Source organism: Oryzomicrobium sp., assembly GCF_036820405.1.
Lineage (GTDB): Bacteria > Pseudomonadota > Gammaproteobacteria > Burkholderiales > Rhodocyclaceae > Oryzomicrobium.
Genome location: NZ_DAISLS010000017.1, coordinates 71,558 through 90,546, shown reverse-complemented (window position 1 = coordinate 90,546; position 18,989 = coordinate 71,558). Strand labels below are relative to the sequence as shown.

At 69.7% G+C, this 18,989-nt stretch carries 20 protein-coding genes; 1 reads left to right on the top strand and 19 read right to left on the bottom strand.

The annotated features are described in order from the left end of the window. Positions 1-151: 151 nt before the first annotated feature. The 7 genes from pyk to gcl all read right to left on the bottom strand — a co-directional run bounded on the left by pyk (position 152) and on the right by gcl (position 7,437). Positions 152-1,585, bottom strand: a complete 1,434-nt coding sequence (pyk, locus tag V7Z98_RS16410; protein WP_334159138.1) for a pyruvate kinase — start codon at positions 1,583-1,585, stop codon at positions 152-154. Then, positions 1,582-1,992, bottom strand: a complete 411-nt coding sequence (locus V7Z98_RS16405) for a GlcG/HbpS family heme-binding protein (protein ID WP_293265681.1) — start codon at positions 1,990-1,992, stop codon at positions 1,582-1,584. Before V7Z98_RS16405 ends, pyk begins: the two co-directional genes overlap by 4 nt. 48 nt (positions 1,993-2,040) lie before the next feature. Next, a complete protein-coding gene (locus V7Z98_RS16400; RefSeq protein WP_334159136.1) occupies positions 2,041-3,321 on the bottom strand; it encodes a glycerate kinase type-2 family protein in 1,281 nt (426 codons plus the stop codon). 37 nt (positions 3,322-3,358) lie between these two features. After that, positions 3,359-3,781, bottom strand: coding sequence for a DUF3830 family protein (locus V7Z98_RS16395; protein WP_293265677.1), 423 nt, complete (start codon positions 3,779-3,781; stop codon positions 3,359-3,361). A gap of 131 nt (positions 3,782-3,912) precedes the next feature. Continuing rightward, positions 3,913-4,803 carry a 2-hydroxy-3-oxopropionate reductase gene (locus V7Z98_RS16390; protein ID WP_334159135.1) on the bottom strand — a complete coding sequence of 297 codons (891 nt, stop codon included), beginning with the start codon at positions 4,801-4,803 and terminating at the stop codon, positions 3,913-3,915. Positions 4,804-4,845: 42 nt separating this feature from the next. Further along, positions 4,846-5,634, bottom strand: a complete 789-nt coding sequence (otnI, locus tag V7Z98_RS16385; protein WP_334159134.1) for a 2-oxo-tetronate isomerase — start codon at positions 5,632-5,634, stop codon at positions 4,846-4,848. Positions 5,635-5,661: 27 nt separating this feature from the next. Next, the gene (gene gcl, locus V7Z98_RS16380; protein ID WP_334159133.1) at positions 5,662-7,437 is read right to left on the bottom strand and encodes a glyoxylate carboligase; all 1,776 of its coding nucleotides are present in this window, start codon (positions 7,435-7,437) and stop codon (positions 5,662-5,664) included. 110 nt (positions 7,438-7,547) lie between these two features. Here gcl and V7Z98_RS16375 point away from each other — a divergent pair, with 110 nt between their 5' ends. After that, complete coding sequence (locus V7Z98_RS16375; RefSeq protein WP_334159131.1) at positions 7,548-8,462, top strand: LysR family transcriptional regulator; 915 nt, start codon at positions 7,548-7,550, stop codon at positions 8,460-8,462. A 32-nt stretch (positions 8,463-8,494) separates the two neighbouring features. Here V7Z98_RS16375 and V7Z98_RS16370 read toward each other — a convergent pair whose 3' ends face one another. The 12 genes from V7Z98_RS16370 to uraH all read right to left on the bottom strand — a co-directional run bounded on the left by V7Z98_RS16370 (position 8,495) and on the right by uraH (position 18,968). Then, the gene (locus V7Z98_RS16370) at positions 8,495-9,016 is read right to left on the bottom strand and encodes an AmiS/UreI family transporter (protein WP_293265667.1); all 522 of its coding nucleotides are present in this window, start codon (positions 9,014-9,016) and stop codon (positions 8,495-8,497) included. An 11-nt stretch (positions 9,017-9,027) separates the two neighbouring features. Further along, a complete protein-coding gene (eno, locus tag V7Z98_RS16365; protein WP_334159130.1) occupies positions 9,028-10,311 on the bottom strand; it encodes a phosphopyruvate hydratase in 1,284 nt (427 codons plus the stop codon). A gap of 107 nt (positions 10,312-10,418) precedes the next feature. Next, positions 10,419-11,291 carry a hypothetical protein gene (locus V7Z98_RS16360; protein WP_334159128.1) on the bottom strand — a complete coding sequence of 291 codons (873 nt, stop codon included), beginning with the start codon at positions 11,289-11,291 and terminating at the stop codon, positions 10,419-10,421. 157 nt (positions 11,292-11,448) lie between these two features. After that, the gene (locus V7Z98_RS16355) at positions 11,449-12,861 is read right to left on the bottom strand and encodes a nucleobase:cation symporter-2 family protein (RefSeq protein WP_293265661.1); all 1,413 of its coding nucleotides are present in this window, start codon (positions 12,859-12,861) and stop codon (positions 11,449-11,451) included. A gap of 335 nt (positions 12,862-13,196) precedes the next feature. Further along, positions 13,197-13,388 carry a 4-oxalocrotonate tautomerase gene (locus V7Z98_RS16350; RefSeq protein ID WP_293265659.1) on the bottom strand — a complete coding sequence of 64 codons (192 nt, stop codon included), beginning with the start codon at positions 13,386-13,388 and terminating at the stop codon, positions 13,197-13,199. A 58-nt stretch (positions 13,389-13,446) separates the two neighbouring features. Next, positions 13,447-14,247, bottom strand: coding sequence for a class II aldolase/adducin family protein (locus tag V7Z98_RS16345; protein ID WP_334159127.1), 801 nt, complete (start codon positions 14,245-14,247; stop codon positions 13,447-13,449). 10 nt (positions 14,248-14,257) lie between these two features. Continuing rightward, a complete protein-coding gene (locus V7Z98_RS16340; protein ID WP_334159126.1) occupies positions 14,258-14,758 on the bottom strand; it encodes an ureidoglycolate lyase in 501 nt (166 codons plus the stop codon). Between the two features lie 16 nt (positions 14,759-14,774). Continuing rightward, on the bottom strand, positions 14,775-15,818 hold the full coding sequence (gene alc, locus V7Z98_RS16335; RefSeq protein ID WP_293265653.1) for an allantoicase: 1,044 nt from the start codon (positions 15,816-15,818) through the stop codon (positions 14,775-14,777). Between the two features lie 20 nt (positions 15,819-15,838). Beyond that, positions 15,839-16,774 (bottom strand): allantoinase PuuE, encoded by a 936-nt coding sequence (gene puuE / locus V7Z98_RS16330; protein WP_334159125.1) that lies wholly within the window; start codon positions 16,772-16,774, stop codon positions 15,839-15,841. Positions 16,775-16,795: 21 nt separating this feature from the next. Then, the gene (gene uraD / locus V7Z98_RS16325; RefSeq protein WP_334159124.1) at positions 16,796-17,362 is read right to left on the bottom strand and encodes a 2-oxo-4-hydroxy-4-carboxy-5-ureidoimidazoline decarboxylase; all 567 of its coding nucleotides are present in this window, start codon (positions 17,360-17,362) and stop codon (positions 16,796-16,798) included. An 18-nt stretch (positions 17,363-17,380) separates the two neighbouring features. Beyond that, the gene (locus V7Z98_RS16320; protein ID WP_334159123.1) at positions 17,381-18,574 is read right to left on the bottom strand and encodes a urate hydroxylase PuuD; all 1,194 of its coding nucleotides are present in this window, start codon (positions 18,572-18,574) and stop codon (positions 17,381-17,383) included. Between the two features lie 43 nt (positions 18,575-18,617). Then, complete coding sequence (uraH, locus tag V7Z98_RS16315; protein ID WP_334159122.1) at positions 18,618-18,968, bottom strand: hydroxyisourate hydrolase; 351 nt, start codon at positions 18,966-18,968, stop codon at positions 18,618-18,620. Positions 18,969-18,989: the final 21 nt, after the last annotated feature.

Sequence of the window (18,989 nt, the reverse complement as noted above, 5' to 3'; positions counted from 1 at the left end):
GCACTGTCGACGTGGGCCTGGGCGGCGGTGAAGGGGGCTTTGGCGTTCATGGGGATCAAAATTCTCGGCGTCGGGGTGGGGGCGGAGGCCGCTCGGCCTCCGGCGCCGGCCGCCCTGCGCAAAGCAGCAACGGCCGGCGCCGGGGCGGCGTCTAGCGCGCCGGCGGAGCGTCGGGAATGCGCAGCACGTGCAGCAGGTTGGTGCTGCCGGCCCGTCCGGAGGGTAGGCCGGCGATCACCACCAGGTCGTCGCCGGGGCCGGCCAGGCCGAAGCGCACGGCGGCGGCGGCAGCGTCGTCCACCATAGCCTCGAGGTTGGCGGCCTCTTCGAAGGGCACCGGATGGACGCCCCAGACCAGGGCCAGCCGGCGGGCCACCGCCAGCTTGGGGGTGAGGGCCAGGATCGGCGTGGCGGGCCGCTCGCGGCTGGCCCGCAGGCAGCTGAAGCCGCTGACGGTGTAGGCCACGGTGGCCGCCGGGGCCAGCAGCCCGGCGATGCGCCGCAGGGCGCAGCAGATGGCGTCCGGCGTGGTGGCGGCGGCCGGGGTGTGGCTGGCCTCCAGGCCGATGCGCCAGGCCGGGTCCTGCTCCACCTCGGCGATGATGCGGTCCATGATGCCCACCGCCTCCACCGGGTACTGGCCCGAGGCGGATTCGGCCGAGAGCATCACGGCGTCGGCCCCTTCGTAGATGGCCGTGGCCACGTCCGAGGCCTCGGCCCGGGTGGGCACCGGGGCGGTGATCATGGATTCGAGCATCTGGGTAGCCACCACCACCGGCTTGCCGGCGGCCCGGGCCGCCTCGACGATGCGCCGTTGCAGCACCGGCACCCGCTGGGGCGGCAGCTCCACCCCCAGGTCGCCCCGGGCGACCATAATCCCGTCGGCCCGGGCGACGATCTCGTCCAGGTGCTCGATGGCCGAGGGCTTTTCCAGCTTGGCCATGATCCAGGCCCGCTCGCCCACCAGGCGGCGGGCCTCGGCGATGTCCTCGGGGCGCTGCACGAAGGACAGGGCCACCCAGTCCACCCCCAGCTCCAGGCCGAAGGCCAGGTCGTCCCGGTCCTTTTCGGTCAGGGGCGAGATGGGCAGCACCACGCCCGGCACGTTCACCCCCTTGCGGTCGGACAGCACGCCCCCCACCAGCACCGTGGTCTCGGCGTGGTCCGGGCCGAAGCGCTCCACCCGCAGGCGCAGCTTGCCGTCGTCGAGCAACAGCTCGGTACCGGCTTCCAGGGCGGCGAAGATTTCCTTGTGGGGCAGGCAGACCCGGCCGGCGTCGCCCTCGGCCGGGTCCAGGTCGAGGCGGAAGGCGGCTCCGGCCGCCAGGACGGCCTTGCCGCCGGCGAAACGGCCGACCCGCAGCTTGGGCCCTTGCAAGTCCATCAGCACGCCGATGGGGCGCCCCACGTCCCGCTCCACGTCGCGGATCAGGCGGTAGCGCTCGGCGTGGTCGGCGTGGCTGCCGTGGCTGAAGTTGAGGCGGAAGACGTCGGCCCCGGCGTCCACCAGGGCGCGGATGCGCTCCCGGCTGGAACTGGCCGGCCCCAGGGTGGCGAGGATGCGCGAGCGGCGATGGCGTCTCATGCGCATTCTCCCGCCAGGGCGGCGACCCCAGCCCGGGCCACCTGGGCGTCTTCCCCGGCCTTGACGCCGGAGACGCCCACGGCGCCGACGATGGCGCCGCCGGCCACGATCGGCTCGCCCCCTTCCAGGGGCACCACCGGCATGGCCAGGGCGGCGAAGCGGCCATTGTTGACCATGTCCTCGTACGCCTTGCTGGGCTTGCCGCTCATGATGCAGGTGCGGGCTTTTTCCGGGGCCACGACGGCGCTCATCGGGGGGGCACCGTCCATGCGCTGCAACCACAGGGCGTGGCCGCCGCCGTCGCACACGGCGATGCTCACCGCCCAGCCGTTGGCCAGGGCTTCGCTTTCGGCGGCGGCGGCGATGCGCCGGGCGTCGTCCAGGGTCAGGGCCTTGATCGTTTTCATTTGCTGTCTCCTCTTTCGCTCTCGCGGTGGTCCCGGCGCCCCTGGTATTCAGGTGATCAGGATGGCGCGGAAATCGTTGACGTTGGTCATGGTCGGGCCGGTCACCAGGGAATCCCCCAGGGCCTCGAAGAAGCCGTGGCCGTCGTTGTCGTCGAGCCGGTCCCGGGGGCGGATGCCCCGTTCCCAGGCCCGCTTCAGGGTGCAGGGGGTGGCGAAGGCACCGGCGATTTCCTCCTGGCCGTCCACCCCGTCCGTATCCCCGGCCACGGCGTGGATGCCCGGAGCGCCGTCCAGGGCCACCGCCAGGGCGAGCAGGAATTCGACGTTGCGCCCTCCCCTGCCCTTGCCGCGCACCGTCACCGTGGTCTCGCCGCCGGACAGCAGCACGCAGGGAGCCGGCAGCGGCTGGCCGTGGCGGTGCACCTGGAGGGCGATGCCGGCCAGGACCTTGCCCACGTCCCGGGCCTCGCCCTCGATGCTGTCGCCCAACACCAAGGGCGTCACCCCGGCGTCCCGGGCCACGGCGGCGGCGGCTTCCAGGGCCATCTGGGGCGTGGCCACCAGGCGGGTGGTCACCCCGGCCAGGCGAGCGTCGCCAGGCTTGACCGTCTCGCCGGCACCGCTTTCGAGCAGGCGGCGGGCACCCTCGGGCAGGTCGAGGCCGTAGCGGCGCACGATTTCCAGGGCGTCGGCGCAGGTGGTGGGATCGGCCACGGTGGGGCCGGAAGCGATGTCCATCGGGTTGTCCCCCGGAACGTCGGAAATGAGCAGGTTCACCACCCGGGCCGGGTGGCAGGCGGCGGCCAGGCGCCCGCCCTTGATGGCGGACAGGTGGCGGCGCACGCAGTTCATTTCGGCGATGGTGGCGCCGGAGGCCAGCAGGGCCCGGTTGATGGCCTGCTTGTCCGCCAGGGTCACCCCGTCGCCGGGCAGGGGCAGCAGGGCCGAGCCGCCGCCGGAAACGAGGCAGATCACCAGGTCGTCGGCGCTCAAGCCCCGCACCAGCTCCAGCAGGCGCGCGGCGGCGGCCTGGCCGGCGGCGTCGGGCACCGGATGGGCGGCCTCGACGATCTCGATGCGCTCGCAGGGCACGGCGTAACCGTAGCGGGTCACCACCAGGCCCGACAGGGGGCCGGGCCAGTGCCGCTCCAGGGCCTGGGCCATGGCCGCCGAGGCCTTGCCGGCGCCGATCACCAGGGTGCGGCCCCGGGGCGGCTCGGGCAGGTGGGGGGGAATGCAATGCTCGGGCTGGGCCGCGTTCACCGCGGCGGCGAACATGCGGCCGAGCAGTTCGCGGGGTGCCAGGGAAGCAAGGGGAGCGGAGGTCATGGTCGTATCCCGTTCTGTCGTTGTGCTGGCCCGGGCCTCAGCGCTCGCCCAGGTCGGTGAAGCGAATCCACTGGGCCCCCTTCCACAGCACGGTGCGGCCCATGTCCATGAGCTTGTCGGCGCCTTCCACCACCGTCAGGAAGTGGTTGCCGGCGAGCTGGCCCACCTTGCTGGCAAAGCGGCTGCTGCCGTAAGCGAACAGGATCTCGGTTTCCGACAGGCCGCCCGGGTGCAGCAGCACGTCGCCCCGGGAGGGGTGGCTGGTGTGGTTTTCGTAGTCCAGACCAGTCTGGAAGTCGCCCAGGGGCACCCAGACCGCCTCACCGCTCCAGCGGGAATGGATGGCCTGGTTGGAGAAGGGCAGCATCTCCAGGAAAGCGGCGCAGGTGCGCGGGGCGGCCTCTTCTTCGAGGCGGGCGATGAAACGGTGGGTGCCGACATCGATGGCGAGATGACGCATGGGGGTCCTCGGAATGGGGGCCGGACCGGGCTGCGACGGCGTCCCGGCCGGCGGGCTCGTGGGCAATGGCAAACGGTGAAGCGGTCCCGGCGCGGCGCGCGGCGGCGCCGGAACCGCCCTGGCGGCGGGGCCTAGCGCCCGCTGCCGATCTCGAAGTTGGCCATCTTCTCCAGGGCCCGCACCATGGCAGAGTGGTCCCAGCCTGAGCCGCCGTGGGCAGCGCAGGCGTTGAACAGCTCCTGGGCGGTGGCCGTGTTGGGCAGGGAGACGCCCAGCTGGCGGCCGGTGGTCAGGGCCAGGTTGAGGTCCTTCTGGTGCAGCTCGATGCGGAAACCCGGATCGAAGGTGCGCTTGACCATGCGCTCGCCGTGCACTTCGAGGATGCGCGAGTTGGCGAAGCCCCCCATCAGGGCCTGGCGCACCTTGGCCGGGTCGGCGCCGGCCTTGGCGGCGAGCAGCAGGGCCTCGCCCACCGCCTCGATGGTCAGGGCGACGATGATCTGGTTGGCTACCTTGGTGATCTGGCCGTCGCCGTTGCCCCCCACCAGGGTGATGTTCTTGCCCATCAGCTCGAACAGGGGCTTGACCTTGGCGAAGGCGGCTTCCGGGCCGCCCACCATGATGGTCAGGGAGGCGGCCTTGGCCCCCACCTCGCCGCCGGACACCGGGGCGTCCAGGTAGTCGCAGCCCAGGGCGTTGATGCGCTTGGCGAAGTCCTTGGTGGCCACCGGGGAGATGGAGCTCATGTCCACCACGATCTTGCCCGGCGCCAGGCCGGCGGCGACCCCGGTGGGGTTGAACAGGGCGTCCTCCACGTGGGGGGTGTCGGGCACCATGGTGATGATCACCTCGGCGTTGCGCGCCACCTCGGCGCCACTGGCGCAGGGCTGGGCGCCCTGGTCGAGGAGGAATTGGGGCGTCTCGCCGTGGGTGTAGGTGAAGACGGCGTGGCCGCCGCCGATGAGGTGGCCGGCCATGGGGGCGCCCATGATGCCGAGGCCGATGAAGCCGATTTTTGCCATGTCGTTGTCTCCTTCGGTGTGATGAATGGTGCCGTGCGCCGTTCAGCCGGCTTGGCCGGTCAGGGCGGCAATCCAGCCCAGGCCCTCGCGGGTGCCGGCGGCGGGCTTGTACTCGCAGCCGATCCAGCCGGCGTAGCCCAGGCCGTCGATGTGGCGGAACAGCCAGGGGTAGTTGATCTCGCCGCTGCCCGGCTCGTGGCGGCCCGGGTTGTCGGCGAGCTGGATGTGGGCAATGCGCGGCAGGTGGCGGGCGATGGTGTTGGCCAGTTCGCCCTCCATGCGCTGGGCGTGGTAGATGTCGTACTGGAGGAACAGGTTGTCCGAGCCCACCTCGTCGATGATGGCCAGGGCCTGGTCGGTGCGGCTGAGGAAGAAGCCCGGGATGTCGTAGGTGTTGATCGGCTCGATCAGGAGGCGGATGCCCGCCTCCTTGAGCTGGCCGGCGGCAAAGCGCAGGTTGTCCACGAAGGTGCGGCGCGCCGTGTTCTGGCAAGCCCCGGCGGGGACGATGCCGGCCAGGCAGTTGACCTGGGCGCAGCCCAGGGCCCGGGCGTACTCGATGGCGCGCCCCACCCCATCCTGGAACTCGCCGACCCGCTCGGGCAGGCAGGCGATGCCCCGCTCGCCGCCGGCCCAGTCCCCGGCCGGCAGGTTGTGCAGCACCTGGACCAGGCCGTGGCGCGCCAGCCGCTCGGCCAGTTCCTCCTTGGCGAAGTCGTAGGGGAAGAGGTACTCGACCCCCTTGAATCCGGCCTGGGCGGCGGCCTGGAAGCGGTCGAGGAAAGGCACCTCGTTGAACAGCATGGTCAGGTTGGCAGCGAACTTGGGCATCTCTGGTGTCTCCTGGTGGGGCCGGGGTCAGTCGAGCAGGGCGATGGCGGTGGGCGCATCGTCCCGGGACTCGGCCAGGTCCTCGAACTCGTTGATGGCGTTGATCTCGGTGCCCATGGCGATGTTGGTCACCCGCTCCAGGATGATCTCCACCACCACCGGCACCCGGTATTCCTCCATCCAGGCGCGGGCCTGGGCGAAAGCGGGCTGGATGTCCTCGGCGCGGCGCACCCGGACGGCCTTGCAGCCCAGGCCTTCCACCACCGCCACGTGGTCCACCCCGTAGCCCTCGGTTTCCGGGGCGTTGATGTTCTCGAAGGCGAGCTGCACGCAATAGTCCATGTCGAAACCGCGCTGGGACTGGCGAATCAGGCCCAGGTAGGCGTTGTTCACCACCACGTGCAGGTAGGGCAGCTTGAACTGGGCGCCCACCGCCAGCTCTTCGATCATGAACTGGAAGTCGTAGTCGCCGGAGATGGCCACCACCTTGCGCTGCGGGTCGGCGGCGCACACGCCCAGGGCCGCCGGCACGGTCCAGCCCAGGGGGCCGGCCTGGCCGCAGTTGATCCAGTGGCGCGGCTGGTAGACATGCAGGAACTGGGCAGCGGCGATCTGGGACAGGCCGATGGTACTGACGTAGCAGGTGTCCTTGCCGAAGGCCAGGTTCATTTCTTCATAGACCCGCTGGGGCTTGAGCGGCGTGGCCTCGAAGTGGGTCTTGCGTTGCAGGGTGCGCTTGCGCTCCTGGCACTCGGCGGCCCAGGCCTTGCGGCAGCGCAGGGTGCCGGCGGCCTTCATTTCCCGGGCCACTTCCAGGAGCCGGTCCAGGGCCGCCCCGGCGTCGGAGACGATGCCGTAGTCCGGGCCGAAGACGCGGCCGATCTGGGTCGGCTCGATGTCGATGTGCACGAACTTGCGCCCCTCGGTATAGACCTCCACCGAGCCGGTATGGCGGTTGGCCCAGCGGTTGCCGATGCCCAGCACGAAGTCGGCGGCGAGCATGGTGGCGTTGCCGTAGCGGTGCGAGGTCTGCAAGCCGACCATGCCGGCCATCAACGGGTGGTCGTCGGGGATGGTGCCCCAGCCCATCAGGGTGGGGATCACCGGCACCCCGGTGAGCTCGGCGAATTCCTGCAAGCGGGCGGCGGCGTCGGCATTGATCACGCCGCCGCCGGAAACGATCAGGGGCCGCTCGGCGGCGTTGAGCATGGCCAACGCCTTCTCGGCCTGGGCCCGGGTGGCGGCGGGCTTGTAGACCGGCAGGGGCTCGTAGGTGTCGGGGTCGAACTCGATCTCCGCCATCTGCACGTCGAAGGGCAGGTCGATCAGCACCGGACCGGGGCGGCCCGAGCGCATCAGGTGGAAGGCCTGCTGGAAGACCCGGGGCACCAGGGCCGGCTCGCGCACCGTCACCGCCCACTTGGTGACCGGCTTGGCGATGGATTCGATGTCCACCGCCTGGAAGTCTTCCTTGTATAACCGGGCCCGGGGGGCCTGGCCAGTAATACATAGAATAGGTATCGAATCTGCCGATGCGGAATACAACCCGGTGATCATGTCGGTGCCCGCCGGACCCGAAGTGCCGATGCACACGCCGATGTTGCCGGCCCGGGTTCGGGTGTAGCCCTCGGCCATGTGCGCGGCGCCCTCGACGTGGCGGGCGAGCACGTGACTGAAACCGCCATTCTTGCGCATCGCAGAATACAAGGGGTTGATCGCCGCACCGGGAACGCCGAACACGGTGCCCACGCCCTCTTTCTTCATCACCGCCGCGGCGGCGTCCACTGCTCTCATACGTGCCATTGTCTTCTCCATTGCCATGCGTTAATCAGGTCGATGGGACCAGAATAAAGAGAACGGGCGGGCTGTTGAATTGCTGCTACCATTGCTTCTGTAGATACTTGGAGTACCGAATGGACCGCTATACCGAAATCCGCAGCTTCGCCCTGGTGGCCGAAAAGGGCAGCTTCGCCGCCGCCGCCCTGGCGGAGAACGTGACCCCGGTGGTGATGGGGCGCCGCCTGGACGCCCTGGAGGCTCGCCTGGGGGTGCGGCTGATGCATCGTTCCACCCGGGGCCTGACCCTCACCGCCCTGGGGGAGCAGTTCCTCGACCAGTGCCGTCAATTGCTGCGCGACTTCGACGCCGCCGAGAGCAGCATCAGCGCCGGCCGCGACGTGGTGCGCGGCCATCTGGTGGTGTCGGCTCCGGCGGCCTTCGGGCGGCGCCACGTGGCGCCCCACGCCCCCGCCTTCAAGGCGCGCTACGAGGCCCTCAAACTGTCCTTCAACTTCACCGACAGCGTGGTAGACCTGGTGCGCGAGGGCTACGACATGGCCATCCGCATCGGCGAGGTGACCGACCCGAACTACGTGGCGGTGCCTCTCTTCCCCAACCGCCGGGTGGTGTGCGGCACCCCGGCCTATTTCGCCCGCCATGGCGTGCCGCAAACCCCGGACGACCTGGCCGGGCACAACTGCCTGGCCTTCAACCTGCAAGGGGGGCAGCAGCGCGGCTGGAGCTTCGCCCGGGACGGCCGGTTGATCGCCGTGCGGGTAGACGGCGACCTGGCCTGCAACGACGGGGAATTGCTGTTCAACTGGGTCAAGCAGGGCCTGGGCATCGGCTGGCGCTCCACCTGGGAGATCCAGGCCGAACTGAAGCGCGGCGAGCTGGTGACGGTGCTCGACGAGTTCGCCGTGCCCGGCTACCCGATCCAGGCCGTCTATCCGCAGCAGCGCTACCTGCCGGCCAAGGTGCGCCACTTCATCGACTACCTGAAGGGCATCTACAACTCCCCCGGCTACTGGGAAGGGGAACGGGGCTAGGCGCCCCGGCGGCACGGAACGGGCGGCGCGTTTCATGGCTGGGGAATGGCGCCGGTGAGGAGCAGGTAGCCCGGTATCCAGCCGGTGGTCACCCCCTCGGCAATGGCCAGCCAGGCCGCCGTACGGGCCAGGGGCCGGCCCCGGGCGAGCACCAGGAAGAACACCCACCACAGGACGGCCCAGGCCGCCCAGGAAAGGCCCGACCAGAGCTGCCACGGGGTGGCGGCGCCCGCCAAGGTCTCGGCCGCCACCGCCACTGCGGTGAGGGCCACGAACAGGCTGAACCAGCCCAGGCCCCGGCCGTCGGCGCCGCTGTAGCGGTTGTAGGCCACCCACAGGTAGGTGAAGGCGAACAGCAGCGAGAGAGCCGCCGCCTTCACCGAGGCCGGGTCGGCGTCGGGGCCGAAGGCCAGGCGCAGGGCCACCGCCAGGCTGACCCCACCGACGAGCACGTTGATCGCCCCGATCTCCCGGTCGTCGATGCGGCCCAGCATCCACAGCCCGTTGAGGATCAGCACGGCCCCCACGTAGAGCAGCACGAGGCCCTGGTACATGCCGCCCCCCCCTACGCCCGGGCCAGGGCCGCGCTGCCGGCGAAGCGGGCGGCGGTGCCGAGCTGGCGCTCGATGGCGAGCAGCCGGTTGTACTTTTCCACCCGGTCCGAACGGCTCGCCGATCCGGTCTTGATCTGGCCGCAGGCGCTGGCCACCGCCAGGTCGGCGATGGTGGTGTCGCCGGTTTCGCCGGAGCGGTGGGAGACGATGGCGGCGTAGCCGTGGCGGCGCGCCAGCTCCATGGCCGCCACGGTTTCGCTCAGGGTGCCGATCTGGTTGGGCTTGATCAGGATGGCGTTGGCCGCCCCCTGGGCCACGCCTTCGGCCAGGGTCGCGGCGTCGGTGACGAACAGGTCGTCCCCCACCAGCTGGACCCGGCCGCCGAGGCGCTCGGTGAGAAGCTTCCAGCCCGCCCAGTCGTCCTCGGCCATGCCGTCCTCGATGCTGACGATGGGGTAGTCGGCCGCCAGGGCTTCCAGGTAGGCGGCAAAGCCGGCGGCGCCCAGGTCCAGCCCCTCGCCTTGCAGGACGTAGCGCCCGCCCCGGTAGAACTCGGACGAGGCGCAATCCAGGGCCAGGGCCACTTCCGTCCCCGGCGCGTAGCCCGCCTTCTCGATGGCCTCGACGATCAGGTCCAGGGCGTGGCGGGTACCGAGCACGTTGGGGGCGAAGCCGCCCTCGTCGCCCACGGCGGTGGAAAAGCCCTGGGCGTCGAGCAGCCCGCGCAGGGCGTGGAACACCCCGGCCCCGGCGCGCAGGGCGTCGGAAAAGCGTTCGAAGCCGTGGGGCACGATCATGCATTCCTGGATGTCCAGGCTGTTGTTGGCGTGGGCCCCGCCGTTGAGGACGTTCATCAGGGGCACCGGCAGCACGGGCGCCCGGCCCTCCGCCGCCAGGCTGCGGTAGAGGGGCAGCCCCCGGTCCGCCGCCGCCGCGTGGGCGCAGGCCAGGGACACGGCCAGCAAAGCGTTGGCGCCCAGGCGCGACTTGCCCGGGCTGCCGTCCAGGTCGACCAGGAGGCGGTCGATCTCGTCCTGGCGGCTCGCGTCCCGGCCGCGCAGGGCCTCGGCGATGGGGCCTTCGACGTGGGCCAGGGCGCGCAGCACGCCCTTGCCGCCGTAGCGGGCCGGGTCGCCGTCGCGCAGTTCCAGGGCCTCCCGGGCGCCGGTGGAGGCGCCGGAGGGCACGGCGGCCCGGCCCCGGGCGCCGGAGCGCAGGGTGACGGTGGCCGCCAGGGTGGGATTGCCGCGGGAATCGAGAATTTCCAGGGCCTCGATGTGGGTGATTTCGTGCATGGTGGTATCAGGTATTAGGTGTCAGCCGCAATGAAAGGCGGGCGGCGGCGCGGACCGGGTCCGCGCCGCCGCCCCGGAGGGACGGGTCGGTTACGGGGCGTCCCGGATCAGAAGTGCCACTCGGCCTGGAAGGTCGGGGCATTGGTGTCGATGCCCGGCTTGGTGACGCCGTTGGCGTAAGCGTGGTTGCCGAACTTGTTGCGCCACAGCTCGTAGCCCACCCCCATCAGGAAGGTGTTCTTCTTGCCGCCGGTCAGCTGGCCCACGTCCACCATCAGGGAGGTACGCATCAGGGTCTCGGGCTTGGTTTCCACGTTGGCGTAGTCCCGGCCCTTGGCGGTCAGGTAGTTGATGAAGCCCTGGAACTTGAGGGGCAGCGGGCCGGCCTGGAAGGGGATGCCCCAGGCGGCACTGAGCATCAGCTGGGGATCGAAGACGATGTCGCTCTTGGGACAGGCCGGGGCGCCCAGGCCGCAGTGGTTCCATTCCCGGGCCGCCAGCACGCTCACGTCCAGGTAGCCGGGCACGTCGAAGCGCAGGGTGGGGCCGGCCACCAGCAGGCGCTTTTGCGGGGCGAAGGCGGTGTTCTTGGAATTGAGGTCGAAGCCGGCGGTGAAGCCCACGTCCTTCACCGGGCCGAAGGACAGGTTCTTGTCGAGCACCTTGCCGAAGGACAGCAGGTGGCGGTAGGTGGCGTAGAACTCGGTGGCGCCGCTGGAGCCGCCGTTGGCCGGGTCCTTGCTGTCGGACTTGAGGATGTCCAGGTTGAAGAAGTTCTGCCCCAGGGAATAGCCGCTGGCGTGGGTGAACTGGATGACGTTCTTGGTGATGTCGTTGCGGTTGGTCGGCTCGGTGAAGGCGGTGCCGTAGCGGTAGCCGATGTAGGTGTCGCTCCAGCTCTGGGCCTGGGCGGTGGCGGCGGACAGGGCCAGGCCGGCGGCGGACAGGGCGAAAACGGCGGCGGCGGAGGTGGTTTTCATGGGTGTCGTCTCGAAATCGTGGTCGTGAGTCACGGGCGGCCGAAGCCAGCGCCGGGCGCGGACGCGCCCCGGCGATGCCGGAAAGACTCGGGAGTGTTCGGGGAGGGGTTGGCCAGGCCGTGGCGGTCACGGCCTGGCGGGTGCAGCGTGGAGCGGCTTAGTGGGCGGTCGCCTGGTGGGCGCCGACTTCGCCGATGCAGTCGGCCTGCTTGCGGCCGGTGCCGTTGAAGAACAGGTTGAGCAGCACCGCCGAGAGGGCGGCGAGCAGGATGCCGCTATGGAGCAGGGGCGCCAGAGCCTTGGGCATCTGTTCGAAGAGGTGGTCGGCCACCACCGGGATCATGCCGAAGCCCAGGCTGATGGCGACGATGTAGGAGTTATAGCGGTTGCTGCCCAGGTTGGCCGACATGAGGATCTTGATGCCGGTGGAGGCGACCATGCCGAACATCACGATCCCGGCGCCGCCCAGCACGTACTGGGGCACCGAGGCCACCACGAAGGCCATCTTGGGGAAGAGTCCCAGGGCGATCAGCATGGCGCCCCCCACCACGCACACCCAGCGGCTCTTGACGCCGGTGACGCTGACCAGGCCGACGTTCTGAGAGAAGGAGGTATGGGGGAAGGTGTTGAGGATGCCCCCCACCAGGGTGCCCAGGCCGTCGGTGCGCAGCCCCCGCACCAGGTCCTCCCGGGTCAGCTTGCGCCCGGTGATCTCGCCGATCGCCAGGAACATGCCCAGGGATTCGACCATCACCACCATCATGATCAGGCAGAGCACGGTGGAGGCCCCCAGGTCGAAGGTGGGCATGCCGAACTCGAAGGGGGTGATCACGGCGAACCAGCTGGCCTGGTCAAGGCCCGAGAAATTGATGCGGCCCATCCCCAGGGAGACGAAGAAGCCCACCACCAGGCCCACCAGTACGGCCACGTTGGCGACGAAGCCCTTGCCGTACTTGGAGATGAGCAGGATCACCACCAGCACCAGCAGGGCGATGCCCAGGTTCTCCGGGGAGCCGTAGCTGGGGTTGGGCACCATCAGGCCGGTGGCCGGATTCTTGATCATGGGCTGGCCGCCACCGACCCAGTTGACCCCGACCCGCATCAGGGAAACGCCGATGACGGTGATGATGGTCCCGGTGACCACCGGCGGAAACAGCCCCATCAGCCGGCTGAACATCGGGGCGATGAGGATGCTGAACAGGCCGGCGACGATGCTGGCGCCGAAAATGCCGGTAATGCCCAAGCTGGGGTCGGTGCCGATGACGATCATCGGCGTCACCGCGGCGAAGGTCACCCCCATCATCACCGGCAGGCGGATGCCGAACATGCCGGCGCCGAGGGATTGGATCAGGGTGATCAGGCCGCTGCACAGCAGGTCGGCGTTGATCAGCAGGGTGATCTGCTCCTTGGGCATCTTGAGGGCGGCCCCGATGATCAGGGGCACGGCCACCGCCCCCGCGTACATCACCATCACATGCTGCAATCCCAGCGTGGCCAGGCGGCCGGCGGGCAGGCGCTCGTCGACCGCATCCGGCTGTTGCGGAACGGTTTCCGTGACACAGTTGGACATCGTTGTCTCCATCCAGTAGTTATGAGTTGATGCGTCTCTGCGGACGTCGTTGACTGCAAACCTAGTTTAGGGATCGGCTGCCGCGCCGAAACGGGGTAGCCCTGATACGTCACATAAGGAAATTCATATAGTCCTAGCCCCCTGTTTTCACGGACAAAAAAAGCCCGCGCCTGCCGCGGCGGCAACGCCGTGCGGACAGGACGCGGGAACAAGGGAGGTAGAAGCGGAAAAAGCGGGAAAAAACAAGGACGGGCGGCGCCGGCAGGGCCGCCCCGATGCCAGGGGAAAATGCGGCGGGCGCCCCGCTCGGCCGCCCCGCCCTCCCCTGCGGGAAATCAGGCCGGCCGATCGGACCACAGCACGCCGCCGGTGGCCCAGTTGTCGCGGCGCACGTCGATCAGCACGATGTCCACCGCCCCGGGGTCGCAGCCCAGGACCCGGCAGGTCTCCCGGGTCAGGGCGCTCACCAGTTCGCGTTTTTGCTCGGGGCTGCGCCCCTCGAAGAGTTCGATGTGCAGCGTGGGCATGACAATCTCCAGTCAGGGTGGCGCCGGCTCCGGAAGGGAAATGCCGGCGCCGGAACGTTCAGCGGGCAAAGCCCGGGTCTTCCCGCAGTAAGCCGCGCAGCAGGGCCGGCCATTCCAGGGCGCCCTCGGGCTCGCTGTCGGCGGTGAGCTGGGCGTGGCTGCGTTCGAGCACCTCGGCGGGCGGCACATGCAGGCCCCCTCCGCCCTGGGCGGCGGCCAGGGCCGCCAACTGGATGGCGCAGGCCTTCTCCAGGGTGTGCATCAGCACGTAGGCTTCGGCCACGGTGCGCCCGCAGGTCAGGGTGCCGTGGTTGCGCAGGATCATGGCCCGGTGATCGCCCAGTTCCGCCACCAGCTGGGCCTGCTCCTGGGCCCCCAGGGCCAGGCCCTGGTAGTCGTGGTAGGCGATGTCGTGCCAGAAGCGCAAAGCGTGCTGGGACAGGGGCAGCAGCCCCTCGGCCAGGGCCGAGACGGCGATGCCGGCGGTGGTGTGCAGGTGGATGACGCAGTGGGCGTCGGACCGGGCCCGATGCACCGCCCCGTGGATGGCGAAGCCGCTGGGGTTGGCGCGGCGGCCGGTGCCGTCGATCACCTGCCCCCGGGTATCCACCACCAGAAGATTGGAGGCGCTGATTTCGGCGAAGGCCAGGCCGAAGGGGTTGATCAGGAAGGCATCGTCCCGCCCCGGCAGGCGCAGGGAGACGTGGGTGTAGATCAGGTCGTCCCAGCCATGCCGGCCGGCCAGGCGGTAGCAGGCCGCCAAATCCACCCGGGCCCGCCATTCGGCCTCGCCGATGTGGGCCGGGCGGGCGGCGTAGGCCGGGGCCGTGCCGTCGTCCGGGCGGGCCGCGTCATCCATGGCGTTTCTCCTAGGGGGCGGGAATCCACCCGGGAATTTCGAGGCTGACTTCGTCGCAGTTGTTCCCCGGGCCGCTGCGGTCGATGACCAGGAAATCGGACACCGCGTCGAGGGCCAGCAGAGGGTGGTGCCAGACCCCGGGGGCGTAGTTCACCCCCTGGTCGCCCCGGGCGAGGAAGACCCGCAGGTCCTCCACCCGGGGGGAGTTTCCGGCCGGGGCCACCACCACCAGGTAGGACCAGTCGGCCATGGGGACGAAGGCCTGGCTGCCCAGGGGGTGGCGCTCCATCATCTCCACCTTGAAGGGGAGCTGGCGGGGCTGGCCGCGGAAGATCGAGACGATCACCCGCCCGTCGGGCCCGGGTTCGACGGCGGCCAAGTCGTGGTAGCGCTCGGTGTTGCCGGCGTTGATGGTGAAGTGACGCACCGCGTCGCTGGCTTCGATGACGTCGCCGAAGGGGGCGAAGCCTTCCCGGGTCAGCGGTTCGGGCACCAGGGTGATCGTCGTCATGGCTGCAACTCCTGGATTACTTGGCCACCTTGCCCCACAGGCGTAGGCGCGAGACGCCGCCGTCGGGGAAGATGTTGAAGCGCACGTGGGTCACCGGCCCCAGGGCGGCGAGCTGCTCGGCGAAGGTGTGCACCGCGTCCATGGACAGCTTCTGTTCCGGCAGCAGCACCGGCCAGAACATGCTCTGGGTGGTGGCCGACTGGTCGGTGCCGCCCTGCACGTAGGCCGCCTGAATCGAGCAACGGTCCGGGTAGTTGCCCTTGAAGAAGGCGGTGTCCACCTCGACCTTCTCGATGATCCCCGGGGCGCCCAGTTCCAGCACGCACCAGTCGTTGCCGGGCTCGCGGCGGCGGCGGGTCTCCCAGCCGTCGCCCATGTTCACGCCCCGGCCCGGCAGCAGCAGGCTGGTGGCCGAGGAGCCGAAGCTGGCGTCGTTCCAGGACACGGGGCGGCCGCCGTTCTCCAGGGCCACCAGGTCCACCAGTTGGTCCGGGCCGGCGCCTTCCAGGCCGCCCACGGGCTGGCCATAGACGCGCAGGCGGGCGATGCCGCCGTCGGGGTAGATGTTCACCCGCAGGTGGGTCCACACACCGTCGTTGGCGATTTCCAGCAGGTGGTGGCTGCTCGGCCCCAAGGGGGTGGCGGGCAGGATTTCGGTCCAGGCGGCGCCCTGGAGGGCGTCCACCGCGTCGCTGTCGGACACGGTGGCCTCGATGGACACGGCCGGGGGGTAGTTGCCGACGAAGTGGCTGGTATCCACGTCGAAGCCGCGGATGCGGCCCTTCACCCCGAGCTTGACCAGGGCCCAGTCGTGGCCGGCGACGCGCTTGCGGCGGGATTCCCAGCCGTCCATCCACTTGCCGTTGGTGTCGAACTTGCCCGGCACGAACTGGGCCGGTTCGGGGTTGAGCATGCGTGCGACTTCGGCGAAGAAATCATCGGACGCATGGAGGGCCTTGGCGCCCAGACGCGGGTTCGCCAGGTCCACCGAACGGCGGGCCCAGTCGGGCAGGTCGGCGGGAGGGGCGATGACGGTGGGTCCGGAGGTGTGGCTGGCCATGGAAGTCTCCTTGTTGTGTCTTAGGCCTTCGGGAGGTAGGGGTGGTGCCGGATCCAGTGGCGGGCGACGTCGACGCGCCGGCACACCCAGACCCGGTCGTGCTTCTCGATGTGGTCGAGGAAGCGTTGCAGCGCCTTGAAGCGTCCCGGGCGGCCGAGCAGGCGGCAGTGCATGCCGACGCTCATCATGGCCGGGCGCTCCTCGCCCTCGGCGTACATCACGTCGAAGGCGTCGCGCAGGTATTCGAAGAACTCGTCCCCGTGGGAAAACCCCTGGGGGAGGGAAAAACGCATGTCGTTGGTGTCGAGGGTGTACGGCACCACCAAGTGGGGCGCCGTGCTCCCGTCGCTCTTTTGCACCTCGGTCCAGAACGGCAGGTCGTCGCCGTAGTAGTCCGAGTCGTAGAGGAAGCCGCCGTAGTCGGCCACCAGGCGGCGGGTGTTCGGCGAGTCGCGGCCGGTGTACCAGCCGAGGGGGCGCTCGCCGGTGAGTCGCTCGATGATTTCCATGCCGATGCGCATGTGCTCGCGCTCGGTCGCCTCATCGACCCCCTGGTAATGAATCCAGCGCCAGCCGTGGCAGGCGATCTCGTGGCCCAGTTCGCGGAAGGCGGCGGTGGCCTCCGGGTGGCGCTCCAGGGCCATGGCCACGCCGAAAACGGTCATGGGCAGGCCGCGCCGCTCGAATTCGCGCAGGAAGCGCCACACCCCGACCCGGGAGCCGTACTCGTAGACCGACTCCATGGACAGGTGGCGGGCCGGGTAGCTGGCCGGGTTGAACAGTTCCGAGAGGAACTGCTCGGACCCGGCATCGCCGTGCAGCACGCAGTTCTCGCCGCCCTCCTCATAGTTGAGGACGAACTGCACCGCTACCCGGGCGTTGCCCGGCCAGGCGGCGTGGGGCGGATTGCGGCCGTAGCCGACCAGGTCGCGGGGGTAGGAGGGATCGAGGGGCATCTGGCGCTCCTTGCGGCGGATTCAGGAAAACAGGGCGTCGAGGCGGAACCGGGCGATCTTGCCGATCTCCGTCAGGCAGGCGCGGAACTCGGTGGCGGCGTCGTTGTTCAGCCGGGCCTCCACCGCGTCCATGATCTGGTAGCGGGACAGGCCCTTCACCGCGATGACGAAGGGAAAGCCGAAGCGCTCCCGGTAGGCGGCGTTGAGGCGGCGCAGGCGCGCCAGTTCCTCGGCGCTGCACTGGTCCAGGCCGGCGCCGCGCTGCTCGCCGGTGGAGGCGCTGGTCAGGGTGCCGGCGGCGGCTTCCTTGCCGGCCAACTCCGGGTGGGCCTGGATCAGGCCGAGCTGCTCGTCCCGGCTGGCGGCGTCCACCGCTGCCACCATGGCGGCGTGCAGGGCGTCGACGCTGGCGAAGGGGCGGCGCTGCCAGGCCCGCTCGGGAATCCAGGGCGAGTGCTCGAAGATGTCGCCGAGGCGGGCGGCGAAATCGGCCTGGGAAAGGGACGATAGGGTCGATAGGGACGACAGGGCGTCAAGGGAGGACGGGGCCGCGGCGGCGCCCGGGATGCTGTTGTGGGGACTGTTCATGTCGGGGTCTTTTCCGGCTCAGTTGGCCAGCTTGGCGCCCTGGGCGTACCAGGTGGCGATCAACTTGCGTTCGTCGTCGGTGATGTGGGTCAGGTTGCCCAGGGGCATGTAGCCGCTGGCCACGGTCTCGGCCATCTTGGCGGCGTGCTGGCCGATCTGGGCCGAGGTGTCGAAGGTCACACCCTTGGGCGGCTGGGCGAAGCCCGGCTGGCTGGGATGGGCCGAGTGGCAGGCGATGCAGCGCTGCTCCACCACCGCATGCACGGCGGTGAAGGCCACCGGGGCGCCGCCGGCATCGACGGGACGGGGCGCCATGAGCGCGGCCAGCACGGCGATCAGGGCCACGCCGGAAGCGGGCAGCCACCACTTGACCTGGCCCCGGTGGCGCAGCACGAAGAACTGGCGGATGAGCACGCCGGCCAGCATCATCACCACCAGGATCAGCCAGCCGTTGGCGTTGGCGTAGGTCATCGGGTAGTGGTTGCTGATCATGATGAACAGCACCGGCAGGGTGAAGTAGGTGTTGTGCACCGAGCGCTGCTTGCCGATGATGCCGGGCCGGGTATCCACCTCCTGGCCGGCGCGGATCTGCTCGACCATGCGCTTCTGGCCCGGAATGATGTGGAAGAACACGTTGGCCACCATCATCGTCGCCATCATGGCGCCGACGTGGATGTAGGCGCCCCGGGCCGAGAACACCTGGTGCAGCAGCCAATCGCACAGGACGACGAAGGCGAACACCAGGGCACCCAGCAGATTGTCGCGGCCCACCAGCTGGCGGCACAGCAGGTCGTAGACCACCCAGCCCCCCGCCAGGAAGGCGATCGAGATGCCCACCGCGGTGGCGGGGGCCAGGGCCATCACCTTCGGGTCGATCAGGTAGCTGGAGGCGCCGACCCAGTAGATCACCGCCATCAGGCCCATGCCGGACATCCAGGTGGTGTAGGCTTCCCATTTCGACCAGTGCAGGTCGTCGGTGAGGGGTTCGCCCTTGGGGCCGGTGAGGAATTTCTGGCTGCAGTAGAACCCGCCGCCGTGCACCGCCCACAGCTCGCCGAAGACACCGCGCTTGGCGTCCTCCGGCTTTTTCGGCGGCCGGAGCGAGTTGTCGAGCATGACAAAGTAGAAGGACGCGCCGATCCAGGCAATGCCCGCGATCAGGTGGAGCCAGCGCAGCAGCAGATTGGCCCAGTCAAGCAGATAGGCTTCCATGATTCAGTAATCCGGTTCGGAAAAGGAAGGCGACGGGGCCGGGTCAGCTGCCGCGGTAGGTGGAGTAGCTCCAGGGGGACACCAGGAGGGGCACGTGGTAGTGCTGGCCGGGTTCGGCCACGCCGAAGCGCAGCACCACCTCGCCGACAAAGGCCGGCTCGGGCAGGGCCGTGCCCTGGGCGCGGAAGTAGTCCTCCACGGCAAAGACGATCTCGTAGCGGCCCCGTTCCAGGGCTTCGCCTTCGAGCAGGGGCCGGTCGCAGCGGCCGTCGGCGTTGGTCACGGTCTCGGCCACCTGGCGGCGCCCGCCGTCCAGGCGGAACACAGTCACGGCGATGCCGGCGCCGGGCTTGCCGGACGCGGTGTCGAGAACATGGGTGGTCAGTCGTCCCATGGCTGTCTCCTCTGTATTGAA